General features: G+C 60.3%; 17 protein-coding genes and 1 pseudogene. 15 read left to right on the top strand and 3 right to left on the bottom strand.

The features are described 5' to 3' along the window. Positions 1 to 36: 36 nt before the first annotated feature. From KGB07_RS14745 to gspM, 15 genes are all read left to right on the top strand, one after another. Positions 37 to 1,455 (top strand): FAD-dependent oxidoreductase, encoded by a 1,419-nt coding sequence (locus KGB07_RS14745; RefSeq protein ID WP_223465765.1) that lies wholly within the window; start codon positions 37 to 39, stop codon positions 1,453 to 1,455. 253 nt (positions 1,456 to 1,708) lie between these two features. Beyond that, a complete protein-coding gene (hemE, locus tag KGB07_RS14740) occupies positions 1,709 to 2,776 on the top strand; it encodes a uroporphyrinogen decarboxylase (RefSeq protein WP_046039658.1) in 1,068 nt (355 codons plus the stop codon). A gap of 290 nt (positions 2,777 to 3,066) precedes the next feature. Further along, the gene (gene gbpA / locus KGB07_RS14735; RefSeq protein ID WP_223465764.1) at positions 3,067 to 4,533 is read left to right on the top strand and encodes an N-acetylglucosamine-binding protein GbpA; all 1,467 of its coding nucleotides are present in this window, start codon (positions 3,067 to 3,069) and stop codon (positions 4,531 to 4,533) included. Between the two features lie 77 nt (positions 4,534 to 4,610). Beyond that, a complete protein-coding gene (locus tag KGB07_RS14730; protein WP_223465777.1) occupies positions 4,611 to 5,159 on the top strand; it encodes a cytochrome b in 549 nt (182 codons plus the stop codon). 4 nt (positions 5,160 to 5,163) lie between these two features. Further along, positions 5,164 to 5,706, top strand: a complete 543-nt coding sequence (locus KGB07_RS14725; RefSeq protein ID WP_223465763.1) for a hypothetical protein — start codon at positions 5,164 to 5,166, stop codon at positions 5,704 to 5,706. 8 nt (positions 5,707 to 5,714) lie between these two features. Then, entirely contained in the window at positions 5,715 to 7,634 is a 1,920-nt protein-coding gene (gene gspD / locus KGB07_RS14720; protein ID WP_223465761.1) for a type II secretion system secretin GspD, read from the top strand. A 4-nt stretch (positions 7,635 to 7,638) separates the two neighbouring features. After that, entirely contained in the window at positions 7,639 to 9,111 is a 1,473-nt protein-coding gene (gspE, locus tag KGB07_RS14715) for a type II secretion system ATPase GspE (RefSeq protein ID WP_223465759.1), read from the top strand. A 3-nt stretch (positions 9,112 to 9,114) separates the two neighbouring features. Next, positions 9,115 to 10,323, top strand: a complete 1,209-nt coding sequence (gspF, locus tag KGB07_RS14710; RefSeq protein WP_223465758.1) for a type II secretion system inner membrane protein GspF — start codon at positions 9,115 to 9,117, stop codon at positions 10,321 to 10,323. Between the two features lie 3 nt (positions 10,324 to 10,326). Next, a complete protein-coding gene (gene gspG / locus KGB07_RS14705; protein ID WP_223465757.1) occupies positions 10,327 to 10,782 on the top strand; it encodes a type II secretion system major pseudopilin GspG in 456 nt (151 codons plus the stop codon). Between the two features lie 3 nt (positions 10,783 to 10,785). Continuing rightward, positions 10,786 to 11,253 carry a type II secretion system minor pseudopilin GspH gene (gene gspH, locus KGB07_RS14700; RefSeq protein WP_080925289.1) on the top strand — a complete coding sequence of 156 codons (468 nt, stop codon included), beginning with the start codon at positions 10,786 to 10,788 and terminating at the stop codon, positions 11,251 to 11,253. Continuing rightward, the gene (gene gspI, locus KGB07_RS14695; protein ID WP_223465756.1) at positions 11,246 to 11,629 is read left to right on the top strand and encodes a type II secretion system minor pseudopilin GspI; all 384 of its coding nucleotides are present in this window, start codon (positions 11,246 to 11,248) and stop codon (positions 11,627 to 11,629) included. The genes gspH and gspI overlap by 8 nt, the downstream gene beginning before the upstream one ends. Then, positions 11,622 to 12,164 carry a type II secretion system protein GspJ gene (locus KGB07_RS14690; RefSeq protein WP_223465755.1) on the top strand — a complete coding sequence of 181 codons (543 nt, stop codon included), beginning with the start codon at positions 11,622 to 11,624 and terminating at the stop codon, positions 12,162 to 12,164. The genes gspI and KGB07_RS14690 overlap by 8 nt, the downstream gene beginning before the upstream one ends. Continuing rightward, positions 12,161 to 13,012, top strand: coding sequence for a type II secretion system protein GspK (locus KGB07_RS14685; RefSeq protein ID WP_223465754.1), 852 nt, complete (start codon positions 12,161 to 12,163; stop codon positions 13,010 to 13,012). The genes KGB07_RS14690 and KGB07_RS14685 overlap by 4 nt, the downstream gene beginning before the upstream one ends. Further along, complete coding sequence (gspL, locus tag KGB07_RS14680; RefSeq protein WP_046039669.1) at positions 13,009 to 14,115, top strand: type II secretion system protein GspL; 1,107 nt, start codon at positions 13,009 to 13,011, stop codon at positions 14,113 to 14,115. Before KGB07_RS14685 ends, gspL begins: the two co-directional genes overlap by 4 nt. Beyond that, the gene (gene gspM / locus KGB07_RS14675) at positions 14,112 to 14,543 is read left to right on the top strand and encodes a type II secretion system protein GspM (RefSeq protein WP_223465753.1); all 432 of its coding nucleotides are present in this window, start codon (positions 14,112 to 14,114) and stop codon (positions 14,541 to 14,543) included. The genes gspL and gspM overlap by 4 nt, the downstream gene beginning before the upstream one ends. 62 nt (positions 14,544 to 14,605) lie before the next feature. On the opposite strand, the gene KGB07_RS14670 is transcribed toward gspM, so the two are convergent. The 3 genes and pseudogenes from KGB07_RS14670 to KGB07_RS14660 form a co-directional block, all read right to left on the bottom strand. Then, on the bottom strand, positions 14,606 to 15,250 hold the full coding sequence (locus KGB07_RS14670) for a retron system putative HNH endonuclease (protein ID WP_046039671.1): 645 nt from the start codon (positions 15,248 to 15,250) through the stop codon (positions 14,606 to 14,608). Continuing rightward, a complete protein-coding gene (locus KGB07_RS14665; protein WP_223465751.1) occupies positions 15,247 to 16,518 on the bottom strand; it encodes an AAA family ATPase in 1,272 nt (423 codons plus the stop codon). The genes KGB07_RS14670 and KGB07_RS14665 overlap by 4 nt, the downstream gene beginning before the upstream one ends. Before the next feature lie 78 nt (positions 16,519 to 16,596). After that, positions 16,597 to 17,277, bottom strand: a pseudogene (locus KGB07_RS14660) (MFS transporter); the annotation flags it as partial. Positions 17,278 to 17,430: the final 153 nt, after the last annotated feature.

The following is a 17,430-nucleotide window of genomic DNA, read 5'->3' as shown; positions in this document are numbered from 1 at the left end:
TTAGAGCTTGAAGCTGTCGTGTAAGAGGTTTTGAAGATGGGCGAACGACTCAGCAACGACTTCCAATTCATCGAGGTCGGGCGCAAGGATCCGAAGAAGAAACTGTTGCGTCAACGCAAGAAAGAGTTCGTGGAAATCTACGAACCCTTCAAACCCCAGCAGTCGGCCGACCAGGCCCACCGCTGCCTGGGTTGCGGTAACCCGTATTGCGAATGGAAGTGCCCGGTGCACAACTTCATTCCCAACTGGCTGAAGCTGGTGGCCGAGGGCAACATCCTCCAGGCCGCCGAGCTGTCGCACCAGACCAACACCCTGCCGGAAGTCTGCGGCCGGGTGTGCCCGCAGGATCGTCTGTGCGAGGGTGCCTGCACCCTCAACGACGGCTTCGGCGCGGTGACCATCGGTTCGGTGGAGAAGTACATCACCGACACCGCGTTCGCCATGGGCTGGCGTCCGGACATGTCCAAGGTCAAGCCGACCGGCAAGCGTGTCGCGATCATTGGTGCCGGGCCTGCGGGCCTGGGCTGTGCCGACGTGCTGGTGCGTGGCGGCGTGACCCCGGTGGTGTTCGACAAGAACCCGGAAATCGGCGGTCTGCTGACCTTCGGCATTCCCGAGTTCAAGCTGGAAAAGACCGTGCTGAGCAATCGTCGCGAAGTCTTCACCGGCATGGGCATCGAGTTCCGCCTCAACACCGAGGTGGGCCAGGACGTGACCATGGAGCAACTGCTCGAAGAATACGATGCCGTATTCATGGGCATGGGCACCTACACCTACATGAAGGGCGGCTTTGCCGGGGAAGACTTGCCGGGCGTGTACGACGCGCTGGACTTCCTGATCGCCAACGTCAACCGCAACCTGGGCTTTGAAAAGTCGCCGGAAGATTTCGTCGACATGAAAGGCAAGAAGGTCGTGGTACTGGGCGGTGGCGACACGGCGATGGACTGCAACCGTACGTCGATCCGCCAGGGCGCCAAGTCGGTGACCTGCGCCTATCGTCGTGACGAAGCAAACATGCCGGGCTCGCGCAAAGAGGTGAAGAACGCCAAGGAAGAAGGCGTGAAATTCCTCTACAACCGCCAGCCGATTGCCATCGTTGGTGAAGACAAGGTCGAAGGCGTGAAGGTGGTCGAGACCCGTCTCGGCGAGCCGGACGCCCGTGGTCGTCGCAGCCCCGAGCCGATCCCGGGCTCCGAAGAGATCATCCCGGCCGACGCCGTGGTCATCGCCTTCGGTTTCCGTCCGAGCCCGGCGCCGTGGTTCGAGCAGTTCGAGATCCAGACCGACAGCCAGGGCCGTGTTGTGGCACCTGAGCAAGGTCAGTACAAGCACCAGACCAGCAACCCGAAGATCTTCGCCGGTGGCGACATGGTGCGCGGTTCGGACCTGGTAGTGACGGCGATCTTCGAAGGCCGTAATGCGGCGGAAGGGATCCTGGATTATCTGGGGGTCTAAACCCTGATCCTGAGCCGAATGCAGTAAAAATGTGGGAGCGGGCTTGCCCGCGAAGAGGGAGTATCAGTCGACAGTTTTGTTGCCTGACACACCGCATTCGCGAGCAAGCCCGCTCCCACAGTTGTTTCGCGGTGTTGCTAAACTCTGTATTTCATTGCGACAAATTGACCCGAAAGACAAAAGCCTCCGCTCTTGCCGTGCCTTTTGCGCCCGGCTCTGAGAAAATGCCCGTACTTTTTTTCCGGATGCCGACATGACTGCCCTGAAGAACGACCGTTTCCTGCGCGCCCTGCTCAAGCAACCCGTAGACGTCACCCCCGTGTGGATGATGCGTCAGGCCGGTCGCTACCTGCCTGAATACCGCGCCAGCCGTGCCAAGGCCGGCGATTTCATGAGCCTGTGCATGAACCCGGCGTTCGCTTGCGAAGTCACGATGCAGCCGCTCGACCGCTATCCACAACTGGACGCGGCGATTCTCTTTTCCGACATCCTGACAATCCCCGATGCAATGGGTCAGGGTCTGTATTTCGAAACCGGCGAAGGTCCGCGCTTCAAGAAAGTCGTCAGCACCCTGGCTGACATCGAAGCCCTGCCGATTCCTGATCCGCAAAAAGACCTGGGTTACGTGATGGACGCGGTCAGCACCATCCGCCGCGAACTGAACGGCCGTGTGCCGCTGATCGGCTTCTCCGGCAGCCCGTGGACCCTGGCGACCTACATGGTCGAAGGCGGTTCGTCGAAAGACTTCCGCAAGACCAAGGCCATGCTCTACGACAACCCGCAAGCCATGCACCTGCTGCTGGATAAACTCGCGCAGTCGGTCACCAGCTACCTCAACGGCCAGATCATGGCCGGTGCCCAAGCGGTGCAGATCTTCGACACCTGGGGCGGCAACCTGTCGGCAGCGGCGTACCAGGAGTTCTCCCTGGCCTACATGAAGAAAATCGTCAGCGGTTTGATCCGCGAGCATGAAGGCCGCAAGGTGCCGGTGATCCTGTTCACCAAGAACGGCGGCCTGTGGCTGGAAAGCATCGCCGACGCCGGTGCTGATGCACTGGGCCTGGACTGGACCTGCGACATCGGTAATGCCCGCGTCCGTGTTGGCGACAAGGTCGCGCTGCAAGGCAACATGGACCCGACCGTGCTCTACGCCAAGCCGGAAGCGATTCGCGCGGAAGTCGGGCGCATCCTGGCCAGCTACGGCAAAGGCAGCGGCCACGTGTTCAACCTCGGCCATGGCATCACGCCGGAAGTCGATCCGGAACATGCCGGCGCGTTCCTGCGCGCGGTACATGAGCTGTCGGCGCAGTATCACGAATAGCGATTGTCCGTTTTCAAAAAGCCTGTCCCGCCTAGTGCCGGACAGGTTTTTTTATGCCGATTAAAAGCTCAATCGATAAAGCATTACTAGCTGTAAGAATGTTTTCTTTCTTTGTCGGACCGAGGAATGGAGAGACTGTTCCTGCCTCGCGTGTTGATTACTCCTACATAGAACTTTCTTCCATCCCCGTAAGGTTTCAGGCTCTTGTCCGGCGTATCGCCGAACAGTCACGAAGCGAACAGGGGTGCCCACAAGGCGCCCTGTTTTCGATAAGCAGTCTGGAATACATCATGAAAATTACATTTGATAAAAGAAGTGCTTTAACGGCCTGCACTTCATCGATGATCCTGTTATCGGCAATGCTGGCCTCTCAAACCGTTTCCGCCCATGGCTATCTGGAAGTGCCGCCTTCGCGCGCGTTGGCTTGCCAGAAAGGCTTGAACACCAACTGCGGTGGCGCCCAGTACGAGCCGCAGAGTGTCGGTGAAACCTTCAAAGGCTTTCCGGCAGGCGTCGGCAGTGCTCCCTTGCAGGGGCCGGTCGATGGCAAGATCGCCAGTGGTGGTCACGCGCTGTTCTCTGCCATGGATGCACAGTCCGCCACCCGTTGGCACCTGACTGAAATCAAGGACCGCAACATCGATTTCAAGTGGCATTACACAGCGGTTCACCCGGCCACCAAGCACGAGTATTTCATCACCCGCAACGGCTGGAATCCGAACGAATCGCTCAAACGCACCACCTTTGAAAGCACGCCGTTCTGCACCATCAACGGCGACAACAAGCGTCCGGAGTCCAGCGACAAGCACAACTGCAACATTCCGGCAGACAAGTCTGGCCATCACGTCGTCCTGGCCATCTGGACCGTGGGCGATACCGATGCCGCGTTTTACAACGCTGCGGATCTGAACATCCTGGCGGAGCCTGAGCTGCCTGGCGGCTGGTCCTCCGTAGGCAGCATTGCGCCTTCGACGGCGCTGCTGGTGGGCGACAAGGTCAAGGCCCGGGCGTTCACCGCCAATGGCGAGAGCCCGGACTACAGTGTCGAAATCAGCATCGATAACGCTGAAGACGGCACGGCGCAAAACTGGTCGTTCAAGCTGGCCGAAAAAATCAACCAGACCCACAGCCTTGTTCGTGCCGGTATCCGCGACGAGAGTGGTAATGTCGAGCCGGTCAAAGGCACCAACAGCCTCTACGCACAAAAAGAAAGCGGGGTAGTCCGCTACGAAGTGCAACTGGACATGAAGGAGGACACCGCTGCGCGCATGGCGGTGGCCTCGCAGCAAGCCGAATACGTCCTGGATAAAGGCCGGGCGAAGGTCGAGTTCAGCATGATCGCGAACCGTGCGATGAACGTTGAAGCCACCTTGCTCGACCAGAGCAACAAACCGGTAGGTACCACCTCTACACAAGTGGCCAGTGGCTCCACCTCGTTGTCCATGGATGTGCGCAGCAACCCCGGCGCACACACTCTGACCCTGGTCGGCACCACCCTGGATGGCCGCACGACTCGTCAGGACACCCAGACCACCCAACTGACCGGTGAAGGCGCGGGCATCGAATACGATTTCGTGTTCCCTGAAGGCCTCAGCGACTACACCGCCGGCACCAAGGTGCTGCATCCAAAGACCAACGAAGTCTTTGAGTGCAAGCCGCTCCAAGTGTCGGGTTACTGCAAGCAGTACAGCCCCTCCGCCAACGGTTATGAACCGGGTGTCGGTGCTCACTGGCACATGGCGTGGAACAAGTTGTAAGTCCCCCTCGTAGTACTTCAGGCGATCGGTAGCCGATCGCCTGAAGGTTTACTTCTATGACGTTGATCGAGTTGAAAATGACGGTTTCAGGTTATTCCAGACAGCGCGTACTGCTGCATTGGTTGTCTGCGGCGGTGATCCTGTGGACCTTGCTGTCTGGTTTTCTTGCGGCCGGTTTCGAGGTGTCTGCGTACATCAAGGAGTCGGTTGCGTTCTTCAACGTTTCGCTGACGACAGTGTTCATACCGTTTTACCTGTGGCGCCTTTTTCTGTTTTTCACTCATACCCGTTTTTCGGGCCTGAGGTCGTTGTCGCTTGTCGAGGTGCTCGCACTGTTCGTGCACTCATCGATTTACCTCATCGTCGGTGCCGTTCTGGTGACCGGCGTGTTGATGATGGATCGCCCGATCAATGTATTCGGGGTTATCGAGATCGCTCAGCCGTTAAGCGATCCACGCCTGATCGCCCTGTTCGTCAAGGTCCACACGTGGGCGTGTGTGGTGTTGTCGCTGCTGCTGGCCGTCCACATCGGCGCCGTTATCGTGCATGAGGCCTGCAACCACCGGGTGCTGCGACGTATGTCTTTGCGCCTGTGCGGCAAGCCTGGGCCCGGGCGACTTGAGTGAGGCCATGGTGATGTTTTCGCGCGAGCGCTTTACCGGACTGGCCTTGCTCCTGGGCAAGGCGAGCCTGTTGGTCGTGCCGTTGGTCTACGGGGCATTCCTGGGCTGGCAGGAGTGGCGCTATCGCGAACAGTTGGTGTTGCCAGCACCGCTCGCGGCCTCGCGAGCCGCTCCCGCACCCCCTCAAGCGCTCGACGCAACGGCGGTTGCAACGGTGCTCGGTCTGACCACGGGTGCCGAATTGCTGCCGAGCGCGGAACCGCTGACCTTGAAGGCAAGCTTCGTCGTCACCCACGGCTTGTCCCGGGTGCTGCTGGCGGACTCGCAAGGCGCGCGCATCTACCAGGTCGGCGAGCGCTTGCCCGGTGGCAGCGTCTTGCGTCGCGTCGAGCCCGATCACGCGGTGTTGTGGAGCAAGGGCCGAGAGGAACTGTTGACGCTCCAGCCTCCCGTCACGGGTTTTCTGCAACGGCTCGACCCCCACGGCAAGCCACAAGTGCCCAGTATTTCTCCGCGTTTTTTTAGCCCGCTTGCCGGGTCGACAGAGTGATCAAGTTCATGAATAGCTTTCTCGGTGCGCAAGCACTGCGACCGGTGATTTTTTTCGTCGCCATGGTGGTAACGCTTTCCCATGGCGCGCTTCAGGCCGAGGAAGAAAAGTGGCAACTGGCGATGAACAACGCAGAGCTGCGCGACATCGTCGAAGAGATCTCCAACATTCTGGGGACCACCGTAGTGCTGGACCCCAAAGTCTCCGGTCGAGTCACGGTCATGTCCCGGCAGGCCCTCGATCGTGAAGGGGTGCGCCGGTTGTTCTATTCGGTGCTCGATGCCCACAACTTCACGGTGATCGATGAGGGCGACCGGATCCTCATCACCCCCGTCGCCGAGGCCAAGACCCGTGCCGGCCAGGGCACGGTCAAAACCACCACGGCGTCGCAGTTCGTGACCGAAGTCATCGGCTTGAACACCGGTAGCGCCACTGATATTGCCGGGTTGGTGCGGCCATTGGTCTCTGCCAATGGTTATGTCGGCCCTTCGGTGTCGGCCAACGCGTTGGTGCTGACCGATACGGCTGCCAATGTGAAGCGCATCGCCCGGGTGATCCGCGAACTGGACTCCGGTCAGAACAACCTGTACGCGGTGGTCCAGCTCAAGCATGCCCTGGCGGGCGATGTCGCGCCGGTGATCGAGGCCTCCATGGGCAAGCGCAATGCCGATTCAGCGATACAGGTACTGGCCGACACCAGGACCAATCGCCTGATTTTCATTGGCCCGCCGGTCGTTCGCCAGCGCCTGATCGAGCTGGCCCGAGGTCTGGATACGCCGGCCACCACGACCCTCGACAATGCCCGGGTGATTCGCCTGCGTCACAGCGATGCCAAGCAGTTGGCCGAGATTCTTGAGTCGATGGGGCAGGGCAGAAAACAGGTGGCCACCGTCGGCAGCGCCAAAGATTCATCTGGTGGTGCAGCCTTCATGATCAAGGCCGATGAAAGCCAGAACGCGCTGGTGCTGATTGCCGAACCAGCCCAGGTACGGACCATCGAAAACATCGTGCGTCAGCTGGACCAGCCACGGGCTCAGGTGTTGATCCATGCCGCCATCGTCGAAATCTCCGGCGACATCGCCGAGGCCGTTGGTGTGCAGTGGAACCTCAACACAGGCAACGCCAAGGGCTTCATCAACTTTCCCGGCACCGACATTCCGATCGTCGGTGGGCTGAAGTTCGACGAGAAGAGATCAGCGCCAGAAGGGGCGATCCTGCAACTGGGCGGTGACCGCTTCGGTGCGCTGGTTTCGGCGCTGGCCAGCAACACCCACAGCAACCTGCTGTCCACGCCGAGCCTGTTGACCCTGGACAATCAGGAAGCCGAGATCATCGTCGGCCAGAACGTGCCGTTCAAGACCGGTTCCTACGCCACCAACAGCAACGGTGCGGAGAATCCGTTCACCACCGTCGAGCGCAAGGACGTTGGCATCAGCCTGAAGATCAAGCCTTACATCAACGAAGGCTCGACGTTGCGCCTGGAGGTCGAGCAGGAAGTGTCGGACATCGCACCGTCGGTATCGGGCATCGACTCCTCGGACCTGATCACCAACAAGCGAGCGCTCAAGAGCACCATCCTCGCCGACGATGGCGAAATCATCGTGATCGGCGGCCTGATCAGGGACAGCGTGCGTACCCAGAAAAGCGGCGTGCCGCTGCTGCGAGACATTCCCTACCTCGGCGCGTTGTTCCGCTGGAGCCGCGACACCCAGACCAAAAGCAACCTGATGGTGTTCTTGCGCCCGACCATCGTGCGCAGCAAGGAAGACCTGTCCCAGGTCAGCCAGCAGCGTTACAACGCGCTGCGTGACTTGAGCAAATCAGGGGCGGGGGAAAACAACTCGCTGTTGCTGCCATCCGAGGCGCGCGGCTTGTTCGAACCGGCCAGCGATGCGCCGGTGTTCGATTTGCGCGGCAAGGCGCAGTGAATCCATGAGTGAACTCTGCGAGCAATTGCCCTTCGGCTTCGCCCGGCGTTTTGGCGTGTTGCTGGAGCATGACGGCGACGACCTGCGCCTTGTCCTGCGCAGTGATGCGCCGCTCACCGCATTGGCGGAAGCGCGCCGGGTGTGCGGACGGGCATTGCCGTTTCAAATCGTCGGGGCCGATGAGTACGCCTCGCGCCTGGCGGCGGCCTATCGCGAGGGGCACAGTGCGGTCGAGCAAGTTGCCCAGGGGCTGGACGAAGAACTGGACTTGCTCAGCCTAGTCGATCAGGTCCCGCAAACCGCCGACCTGCTGGAGCAACAGGGCGACGCACCGATCATTCGCCTGATCAACGCGCTGCTCGGTGAAGCGGTGCGTGAGCATGCCTCGGATGTGCACCTGGAAACCTTCGAGCAGTACCTGTCGGTGCGCATGCGGGTGGATGGCCAACTGCGTGAAATGCTCAGGCCCAAGCGCGAACTGGCGACGCTGCTGGTGTCGCGGATCAAGGTCATGGCGCGCCTGGACATCGCGGAAAAACGCGTGCCCCAGGATGGGCGAATGGCCTTGCGCCTGGCCGGGCATGAAGTCGATGTGCGGGTCTCGACGCTGCCTTCGGCCCATGGCGAACGGGTGGTGCTGCGCTTGCTCGACAAGCAGGCCGGGCGCCTGGACCTGCATCGGCTGGGCATGCCGGACGATACCCTCGCGACCCTGCGTCATCTGTTGGGCAAGCCCCACGGCATCCTGTTGGTGACCGGGCCGACCGGTTCCGGCAAGACTACCAGCCTGTACGCCGCGCTGAGCAGCCTGAACGACCAGACTCGGAACATTCTCACGGTCGAAGACCCGATCGAATATCACCTGACGGGTGTCGGCCAGATGCCGGTCAATCCGAAAGTCGACATGACCTTCGCCCGGGGCCTGCGGGCGATTTTGCGCCAGGACCCGGACGTGGTGATGGTTGGCGAAATCCGTGACCGCGAAACCGCCGAGATCGCTGTCCAGGCGTCCTTGACCGGGCATCTGGTGCTTTCGACCCTGCACACCAACAGTGCGGTCGGAGCGGTCACACGGCTGGTAGACATGGGCGTCGATGCCTATCTGCTGGCGTCCTCGCTGGTGGGCATTCTGGCCCAGCGTCTGCTGCGCACCTTGTGCCCCCATTGCAAGGTTGCGTACCTCGCCGATGCGGCGGCCTGCCAGCGCCTGGGGTTCGACACGAGCACGCCGCACACCCTGTTCAAGGCCTCGGGCTGTGAACAGTGCCAGCACGGCTATCGCGGACGTATCGGCATTTACGAACTGATCAGCGTAACACCCGCAGTCTCGGCGCTGATCCATCAGGGCGCCAGTGAGCAAATCCTCGTCGACGAAACGCGCAAGGTCTCGCGCAGCCTGTTCCTGGACGGGCGCCAGCGAGTGCTGGAAGGATTGACCAGCCTCGATGAGTTGCTGCGTGTGACCCAGGAGAACTGACCAGTGCCGACCTTCGACTACCGCGCCCACGACGCCCAGGGACGATCCTGCAAGGGACGGCTGGAGGCCGATGGACCCCGCCATGGGAGACAGTTGTTGCGTGAACGTGGTTTGTGGCCGCGTGTGTTGACCGAGGTCCGGGGCGGCGGCGGTGCGGGCCGGCAGTCGCGAGGTGGACGCCTGAGTGCTGCTGATCTGGCGCTGTTGACGTTGCAACTGTCAACGCTGGTTCAGGCCGGACTGCCCCTGGAAGAAGCGCTCGATGCGGTGGCGAAGCAGAGCTCAAAGCGCAAGGTTGCGGGCTTGCTCTCGGCGGTCAGGAGCCGGGTCATGGAAGGCCACGCCCTGGCCTCGGCACTGGGGCAATTTCCACGAGCCTTCCCCGAGTTGTTCCGCGCCACCGTGGCCGCTGGAGAACGCTCGGGGCATCTGGGCCAAGTGCTGGAGCAACTGGCGGCCTACACCCAGGCCCGCCAGGCCTCGCGGCAAAAGATCCAGATGGCTCTGGTGTACCCGTTGATCCTGATGTTGGCCAGTGTGGCGATCGTCGGTTTTCTGCTCGGTTATGTGGTGCCGGATGTGGTGAAGATCTTCGTCGACAGCGGCCAGCCGTTGCCCTGGCTGACCCAGGCGCTGATCGGCGTGAGTAACGGCCTGCGCGACCATTTCCTGTTGTTGATGAGCGTACTGGCGACGCTGTTCGGCCTGTGGCGCTGGAGCTGGCAGCGGCCGCAGTGGCGTTTGCGCTGGCATCGTTGGGTGCTGAATGCGCCAGTCATCGGTGAAGTGCTGCGTGCCATGGAAGCCGCGCGGTTTGCCAGCACCCTGGCAATCCTCGGCAAAAGTGCCGTGCCCTTGGTGGACGCCCTGGAAATTGCCGCCGCGGTCATCGGCAACCTGACCATCCGCGCGCGGATGGTCGATGTCGCCCGCTCGGTCCGCGAAGGCGGAACGCTGACCCGCGGCCTGGAACTGAGCGGCGACATTCCGCCGATGATGCTGCACATGATCGCCAGCGGCGAACGTGCCGGCGAGCTCGACCGCATGCTGGCCAGGGCCGCCGAACAACAGGAAAACAGCCTCGCCGCGCGCATTGCGCTGGTGGTGAGCCTCTTCGAGCCGGCGATGCTTGTGCTGATGGGCGGCGTCGTGCTGCTGATCGTCATGGCCATCCTGCTCCCGATTCTCAGCCTCAACCAATTGGTGAATTGATCCATGCAACCTGTCCGCAAAAACCTTTCCCGTGCGCAACGCGGTTTTACCCTGATCGAAATCATGGTGGTGGTGGTCATCATCGGCGTGCTGGGGGCCATTGTGGTGCCACAGTTCATGAGCCGCCCCGATCAAGCCAAGGTCACTGCCGCCAGAATCGATATCCAGGCCATCGCCACCGCCCTGGAAATGTACCGCCTCGACAACGCCCATTACCCCTCGACCCAGCAAGGCCTGGAAGCGTTGGTCAAACGTCCCTCCGGACTGCCCGCGGCACGGGGCTGGAACCCTCAGGGTTACCTCAAGAGCATGCCGGTCGACCCGTGGAACACGCCTTATCAGTACCTCAATCCGGGTGTGCGATCGGTAGACGGCACTTACGACCTGTATTCCCTGGGCGCCGATGGCGTAGCGGGCGGCGAAGGGTTTGCAGCCGAAATCGGCAATTGGGGCCATTGATCCGTGGGCTACCGCTGCCGAGGGTTTACCTTGCTGGAAATGATGGTCGTGATTGTCGTGGTCGGCATATTGCTGGGCATGGTGAGCCTTGCCGGTGGGGGTAATCTCGCGCGTCAGGTCAAGCAGGAAGCCGAGGCGATGGTGCAGGTGATTCATCAACTGCGTGAGCGTGCGGTGTTCGAAGGCCAGGAATATGGCCTGCGCCTGAGTGCCGATGGCTACCGGGTGATGCATCTGGGTGTTCGTGGATGGGAGCCGGTGAAGGAACTGACCGACTGGCCTCTGAACGTGCGAGTACGTTTGCAGCAGGACGGCTATGGGGCAGGGCTGGGCGCCGACGAAGGCCCCCCGCAGTTGCTGTTGCTCAGCAACGATGAAACCAGTGCCTTCACGCTGGCATTCGAGTCCGGCAACAGGACCTGGCTGAGCCTGTCCGGCGATGGCATCGGCGAGGTGGCGATCGATGACTAGCCGGTCATCCTTGTCGTCCATGGGTGGCTTCACGCTGCTGGAGATCATGGTGGCCCTGGCGGTCTTCGCGACACTGGCGGCAGCCATGCTGTCGGCCAGTCAATACGCGGTGAAGCAGCGCGGCGCTGTTGAGGAGCGACTGTTTGCGGCGTGGCTGGCGGACAACCGGTTGAACGAGCTACGCCTGCAATCCGGCTTGGCGGCCGGCCAGCAACAACAGATCGTGTCCATGGATCAGCGCGATTGGGTGCTGCAACAGCACATCAGCGCCACCGGCGATCCGCGTTTGCTCCAGGTCGACATTCAGGTCAGCCCGGCGAACAGTGCGCACGCCTTGCATCGTGCCAGTGGCTGGATACTTGCGGTTCATGACTAGGCAGCGTGGGTTCACCTTGCTGGAGCTGGTTATCGCCATGGCCATCTTCGCCGTGCTGGGGCTGGCCAGTTGGGGCTTGTTCGATAGCGTGCTGCGAGTGCAACAGGGCACGGCGGCCCACGAGCGAGAGCTGAGGAGCCTGCAACGAGCGATGGCGGTGATCGAGCGGGATCTGCTGCACGTCACCGCACAGCCGGTGGTGCTCGCAGCGCCGCTTTTGCAGTTCCAGCGCAGTCACTGGCGCAATCCTCTGGACCAGCCGCGCAGTGAGCGCCAGATGCTGACCTATCGCCTCGATGGCGGCGTGCTGTGGCGCGAAAGCCAGGGCGAAGGTACGGAGTTGGTGCAGCGGCAAAAACTGCTCGAAGGCGTTCGTGAGTTGCGCTGGCGTCTGTTCGACAGCCAGTCCGGCTGGGTCGCTCATTGGGTGGCCGGGCAGGATGCGAAGGCGCCCATGGCGCTGGAGGTGCAAGTCTCTGTCGGGCGCTTCGAATCGATTCGTCGGGTGTTGCCGATGCCGGGTGCATTGCCGTGAACGGGCGCCAACGCGGCATTGCGTTGATCAGTGTATTGCTGGTCATGAGCCTGGCACTGCTGATCATTGGTGGCGTGTTGCGCAGCCATCACCTTTCGCTGCAAAGCAGTGGGCAACAGTTGCAGCAAATACAGCTGCGGCAACTCGCATTGGGCGGGGAAACCTGGGCGTTGTTGCTGTTGCGCGACGCGTTGCAGGACGCAAAAAAACCCGTCGAGCGGATTCAAGGCTGGACGGCCATGGCACCGGGTTTCGAGGTTGAAGATGCGCAGATCCGAATCGATATCGATGACCTCGCCGGACGCTTCAATCTCAATGGGTTGTTACGCCAGGGGCAGGTGGATCAGGTCACCCTCAACCGTTGGGCGCGCCTGCTCGAGTTGCTCGAACTGCCTCCTCTGCAACTGAGCCAGGTCGGGCCGCTGGGGGAACTGAGCCAACTGCGCTTGCTGCCTGGCATTGACGCTCGCCTGCTGCAGCGGCTGGAACCCTGGGTGGCGCTGCTGCCCGCCGACACCGCCTTGAACATCAACACCGCACCGGCGCTGCTGTTGAGAACACTCGGCGAGGTGGACGCCGCGACCGCCGATGCGCTGGCGCATCAGGCGGCAACAATGCCCTGGGCGAGCGTCCAGGCGTTTACCCAGGACCCGTTGCTCTCCGGGCAGGGCCTGAGCAGTCACGGGCTTGGCACCCAAAGCCGCTGGTATCGGATAAGGGTGCAGGTGACCCGGGACGGGCGCGAACTGCACTTGGCCACGGATGTCGGACACGACCCCAAGACTCGACAACTGACGGTGCTGCAACGACGTTTTCTTCCCATGAGTAGCCACGAGAGACCGCGATGAACACTTGGCTTTACCTGACCGCCGAGGGGCAAGACGCACCATCGGGCCTCTGGCCCTGCGTCCTGTGGTCGCCAACCCTTCGACGCCTGCCGATGCCGCTGAATCAGGCGGCCTCCGCATTGCAGGGGCAGGTAGTTGATGTGCTGTTGCCCATGGAAATGTGCAGTTGGGTTCGCAGCGAGCCATGGCCGTCGCGACGCAGGCCCGAAGCCCAGGCCATGGCCTACGCCGTGGAAGATCAACTGAGTGACGCGCTGGAAGTTGTGCATCTGAGCGTTGGCGCTCGTGATCGTGACGGCTGCTACCCGGTCATGGTCATTGACCGCGAACGGTTGGCCGCCGTACTCGACTTGCTGCGCGAGGCGGGTATTGAGGTGCGCGGGGTGTTCGTCGATGCCGATCTGTTGTCCGGTGATCAGCCGTGCGGCGCATGGTGGTTCGGTCGCTGGTTGTTGGGTGCAGGCCTGTCGGCGCGCCTGGCGTTGTCGCAAGACGACCTGGCACTGCTCACGCCGTTATTGCCCAAGGACATGCAATGGCTGGACGAGCGTGAGGCCCCTGCCGTCATCGACCAATGCCTGGCCCACCGCCCAACCCAGGCCATCAACCTGCTGCAGGGGGCGTTCGCCCCACGGGGCAAGCGTCTGCCCTGGCGTGCCGGCGGGTGGGCGCTGTTGATGCTGGCACTGTTGACCTGGGGTGCCAGCGAAACGCGGATCCGCTTCCTCGACAGCGAAGCCCGGCGCCTGGCCACCCAGAATGAACAGCGATTCAAGGCGCTTTACCCGGAGCAAAGCCGCATCGTCGATATGTCAGCGCAACTCAAGGCCCTGCAAAGCCAGCCTGTGGATTCGCAAAACACCCGCATTGCCGGGCTGGTCCGGTTGATTGAGCAGGTGATTGGCGCTAGCCCGGTCGAGGTCCAGCGCATCGAGTTTCGAGCAGGCGAAGGATGGAAAATCCAGCTGACCGCCAGCGGTTTTACCGAGCTGGAGCAGTTGCGGGAACGCGGACGACAACAAGGCATGCCCGTCCGGCTCGATAGCGCAAATAAAGCCGCTGACCGGGTGCACGCCACCCTCACCGTGGAGGACGAGGCATGAAGCAGACATGGCGGCGCATTTCCGCGCGCGAACAACGGCTGTTGCAAGTGTTGGGGGCTTTTTTGTTGGCGGTTGTGGCTTTCAGCCTGATCTGGCAACCGACCCGGCAGCGGCTGGAAACAGCCGAGCGACAATACCAACAGCAGGCGGGGCTGGCCGCACAACTGCAACGGGCGTTGCCGCGCAGCCATGTCCCCGTCGACAGCGAAAAACCGCTATCGCTGCGCATCAGCGAAAGCGCTGCGGCGGCGGGGCTGGAGATCCTTCAGATGGAGAGCGACAGTGATCTGCTGCGCGTGACCCTCAATGGCAATGCGCAGCCCTTGATGCAGTGGCTCGATGGGATCGAGCGCGATGGAGTCGCGCTGCAAACCCTGACGCTGGAGAAGCGTGACGATGCCCTGGAGGCGCGGGTGGTGCTCAGGTAGTTGCACTACCGTTCAATGAAAAACACCCGGTTTATACTGGGCGTTTTTCATTGTGCAGATTTTCAGTGTCCAATGAGCTGTTCGGCGTAGCGTGCGATCACGTGATCGAAAGCTTTTTGCTCAAGGATACTGTTAGAGCGAATAGCAGCAACGAGGCGGACCAGGTCTTCCTCACTGGCCTGTGTGATGAACTCGTCATCGAATAAACCACGGATTGTGCTCTGTCGGCGATTGTTGAGGTAGGCAATATCGAGTGCCAGTACTTCAATCATTTTCGTTGCCGGCAGATCGTCTCGTTCGGTTGCTTGAATTTCGCCGGTCTGCAGATAACGGAAACGGTGCTCGCAATGCTCATCCATCGGTGAGATATGCTGCGCTTCGTCAAACCAGTTGCCTTTGCGATGACCGCAGTGCAATGGATTGCCAGGTGTTGTCTCTCGCAGGCAGGAGGCGTGGAGGTTATGGTACTCCAATGCCAACTCCTCATAGTGTTCTTGAGGCCTGAAGTGTTCGATATGACTGCTGGCAGTATCTATCTCTCTACCGCAGTAGCAACAGAAGAAGCCTTGTTCTTGCAGCAAACTGTTGTGCAAATCACGCTTTTGCGGATTTTGCAGTGTTGGATAAGTAGGACTCCACTCTTCGTTTGCCGAGCTTTTCCATCTTGTAAATGAAGCGGGTTCAATTCCTTTGAGCACTCGTTTCATTTACCGAGGATCTCCTTGCGCCTGATCAGCGCCTCTGCTCCAGCGAATTCCGGAAGATCAGGGGCTCTCAACTTCAGTGCCTTGAGTTGCGCCTTGGCTTTCTTCAGGTCGTTGTCTTCCAGTGTTGAAAACAGTTCCGAGAGCATTTTTTCAATTTCGGGTTCGCGTTGGGTAACCCCCATCACTTCCTCCAGCACGCTGCTGGAGTCCAGGCCGTAGGTGACCCGTGGGTGGGATGGATCGCCGTTGTGCAGAATGATGACTTCTTCGGGCTTGAGGCTACCGATGATTTGAGGGGAGTGGCTGGCGGCGATGAATTGGACTTTCGGGAAAGCTTGTTTCAGCGCAGGCACGATGTTGCGTTGCCAGGCTGGGTGAAGATGGATGTCCAGTTCGTCGATGATGACTACGCCTGAAGTGTTTTTCAGGACGTCCTTGCCCATGTGAGGGTTGAGGATGCACATGCGACGTGCGATGTCTGCGAAGAGGGCGACCATGCCTCGCTGGCCGTCACTAAGGTTGTTGAAGGGAATGGTTATGCCTCCTTCAACATCTATCAATAGGCTTTGAAGCCTGAGGTCGTAACGAAGGTTTTTTGCATTCGGCAGAGCTATCCCGATTGCTTGATTAACCAGCGTCAGTTCGTCATCGAATGTCGGTATTGCCGTTTTTGAATCCAGCAAACTTTGCATGCGTTCGAGCGTCTTGCCGATCAGCCAACTTTCGAAGTCTTTTAAGTCGGTAACTGCATCAAACCAATTCGTGTATCCGTCCAAGCGGGAGATTTTTTGCTGTGCCGCAAACTCGGCCGAAATATTTGCGCCTTTCCATTGACGATTAGATCGATAGAAAGCGAGAACGGGTAGCTCGACACTTTCTCCGAGGTCGAACTTTGCGAGCTCTTTATCTGTTGCAAGCATTAACTCAAGATCTACCAAAGGAGGGAGATGCTCACTCGCTTGAGTGGTTTCCCATTTATTGACTCCTAAAATATCTCCCTGAGCTGCAAGCAGAAGCGGGAACTTTCTTTCGAAGCGGCTACGGCTTTCAAATTTGTTGATGACAAAGCGCACGTCGTTCAGGTCTAAGCCGATGGGCTGTAGTTTTATCGAATTCGCATATTCAATGAACGAAACGGCCGCAGCCTGCAACAAAGAAGTCTTCCCGCTCCCATTAACCCCCACCACCAGATTGAAACCCGGCTGAAAGTCGAAAGTAGCATCTTCGTAACAACGAAAATTTTGAATGTGGAGACGGTCCAGGCGCATTCTGGCTTCCCTTTACCAAGACTGACGAATGCCGTCAGTGTACCTTGGCTCGCGATTACCGCTAGGGTGCAGTTGTGGCTAAACCTTCGCTGTACCCGGCAACAACGGCAACTTCGCCAGCTTCAACGCGACCAGCAGCGCAATCACCAGCAGCGTGCCGATGAACAACCCGATGCCGTTCCAACCGCCCAGGTGCCAGAACAGGCCACCTGCCGTGCCGGCGATGCTCCCCCCGGCGTAGTAGCTGAACAGGTACAAGGACGATGCTTGCCCCTTGGCCCTGGTGGCGCGGCGGCCGATCCAGCTGCTGGCCACCGAATGGGCGCCAAAGAAGCCGAAGGTAAAGATCAGCATGCCGATGATCACCAGCGGCAATGGCGTGAACATCGTCAGGGCGAGACCACCGATCATCAGCGCGATGGTGCACCAGAGCACTTTGCGGCGACCGAGTCTGTCGGCTAGCGAGCCGATTTTCGCTGAGCTGTAGATGCCCGACAGGTACACCACCGACAGCACCCCGACAAAGGCCTGTTCCATGTGGTACGGCGCGGCCAGCAGGCGATAGCCGATGTAGTTGAACAGCGTGACGAACGCGCCCATCAACACAAAGGCTTCAAGAAACAGCAGCGGCAGGCCGGTGTCGCGAAAGTGCATGGTGAAACCGTCGAGCAGGCTGCGCGGGTGCAGCGAGCGGGCGCGGAAGTTGCGCGATTCCGGGAGGATTTTCCAGAACACCGCCGCGGCAATCAGGGCCCCACCGGAGGGTGTAATTAGTTTTGTGTAAACGGTCATTTGGCAGGAGACTGCCTACCCCAAGGAAATCCAATGACCGAGCCAAAATCCAAGCGCGCCAAACGAGTCAAACCTGATCCTGAACTGGTTAAATTGGCCGACAGCCTGCTGAGCAATTAC

This window comes from Pseudomonas sp. GL-RE-26 (assembly GCF_019956275.1).
Classification (GTDB): domain Bacteria; phylum Pseudomonadota; class Gammaproteobacteria; order Pseudomonadales; family Pseudomonadaceae; genus Aquipseudomonas; species Aquipseudomonas grandcourensis.
This window is presented reverse-complemented; position numbering and strand designations above follow the sequence as displayed.

What these genes read in the sequence shown, in the direction of transcription:
- KGB07_RS14670 (WP_046039671.1), bottom strand. Translation starts at nt 15,250, where the DNA reads ATGAAACGAGTGCTCAAAGGAATTGAACCCGCTTCATTTACAAGATGG.
- gspM (WP_223465753.1), top strand. Translation starts at nt 14,112, where the DNA reads ATGAAGCAGACATGGCGGCGCATTTCCGCGCGCGAACAACGGCTGTTG.
- gspG (WP_223465757.1), top strand. Translation starts at nt 10,327, where the DNA reads ATGCAACCTGTCCGCAAAAACCTTTCCCGTGCGCAACGCGGTTTTACC.
- KGB07_RS14690 (WP_223465755.1), top strand. Translation starts at nt 11,622, where the DNA reads ATGACTAGGCAGCGTGGGTTCACCTTGCTGGAGCTGGTTATCGCCATG.
- KGB07_RS14730 (WP_223465777.1), top strand. Translation starts at nt 4,611, where the DNA reads ATGACGGTTTCAGGTTATTCCAGACAGCGCGTACTGCTGCATTGGTTG.
- KGB07_RS14745 (WP_223465765.1), top strand. Translation starts at nt 37, where the DNA reads ATGGGCGAACGACTCAGCAACGACTTCCAATTCATCGAGGTCGGGCGC.
- gspE (WP_223465759.1), top strand. Translation starts at nt 7,639, where the DNA reads ATGAGTGAACTCTGCGAGCAATTGCCCTTCGGCTTCGCCCGGCGTTTT.
- KGB07_RS14665 (WP_223465751.1), bottom strand. Translation starts at nt 16,518, where the DNA reads ATGCGCCTGGACCGTCTCCACATTCAAAATTTTCGTTGTTACGAAGAT.
- gbpA (WP_223465764.1), top strand. Translation starts at nt 3,067, where the DNA reads ATGAAAATTACATTTGATAAAAGAAGTGCTTTAACGGCCTGCACTTCA.
- gspI (WP_223465756.1), top strand. Translation starts at nt 11,246, where the DNA reads ATGACTAGCCGGTCATCCTTGTCGTCCATGGGTGGCTTCACGCTGCTG.
- gspD (WP_223465761.1), top strand. Translation starts at nt 5,715, where the DNA reads ATGAATAGCTTTCTCGGTGCGCAAGCACTGCGACCGGTGATTTTTTTC.
- KGB07_RS14725 (WP_223465763.1), top strand. Translation starts at nt 5,164, where the DNA reads ATGGTGATGTTTTCGCGCGAGCGCTTTACCGGACTGGCCTTGCTCCTG.
- hemE (WP_046039658.1), top strand. Translation starts at nt 1,709, where the DNA reads ATGACTGCCCTGAAGAACGACCGTTTCCTGCGCGCCCTGCTCAAGCAA.
- gspL (WP_046039669.1), top strand. Translation starts at nt 13,009, where the DNA reads ATGAACACTTGGCTTTACCTGACCGCCGAGGGGCAAGACGCACCATCG.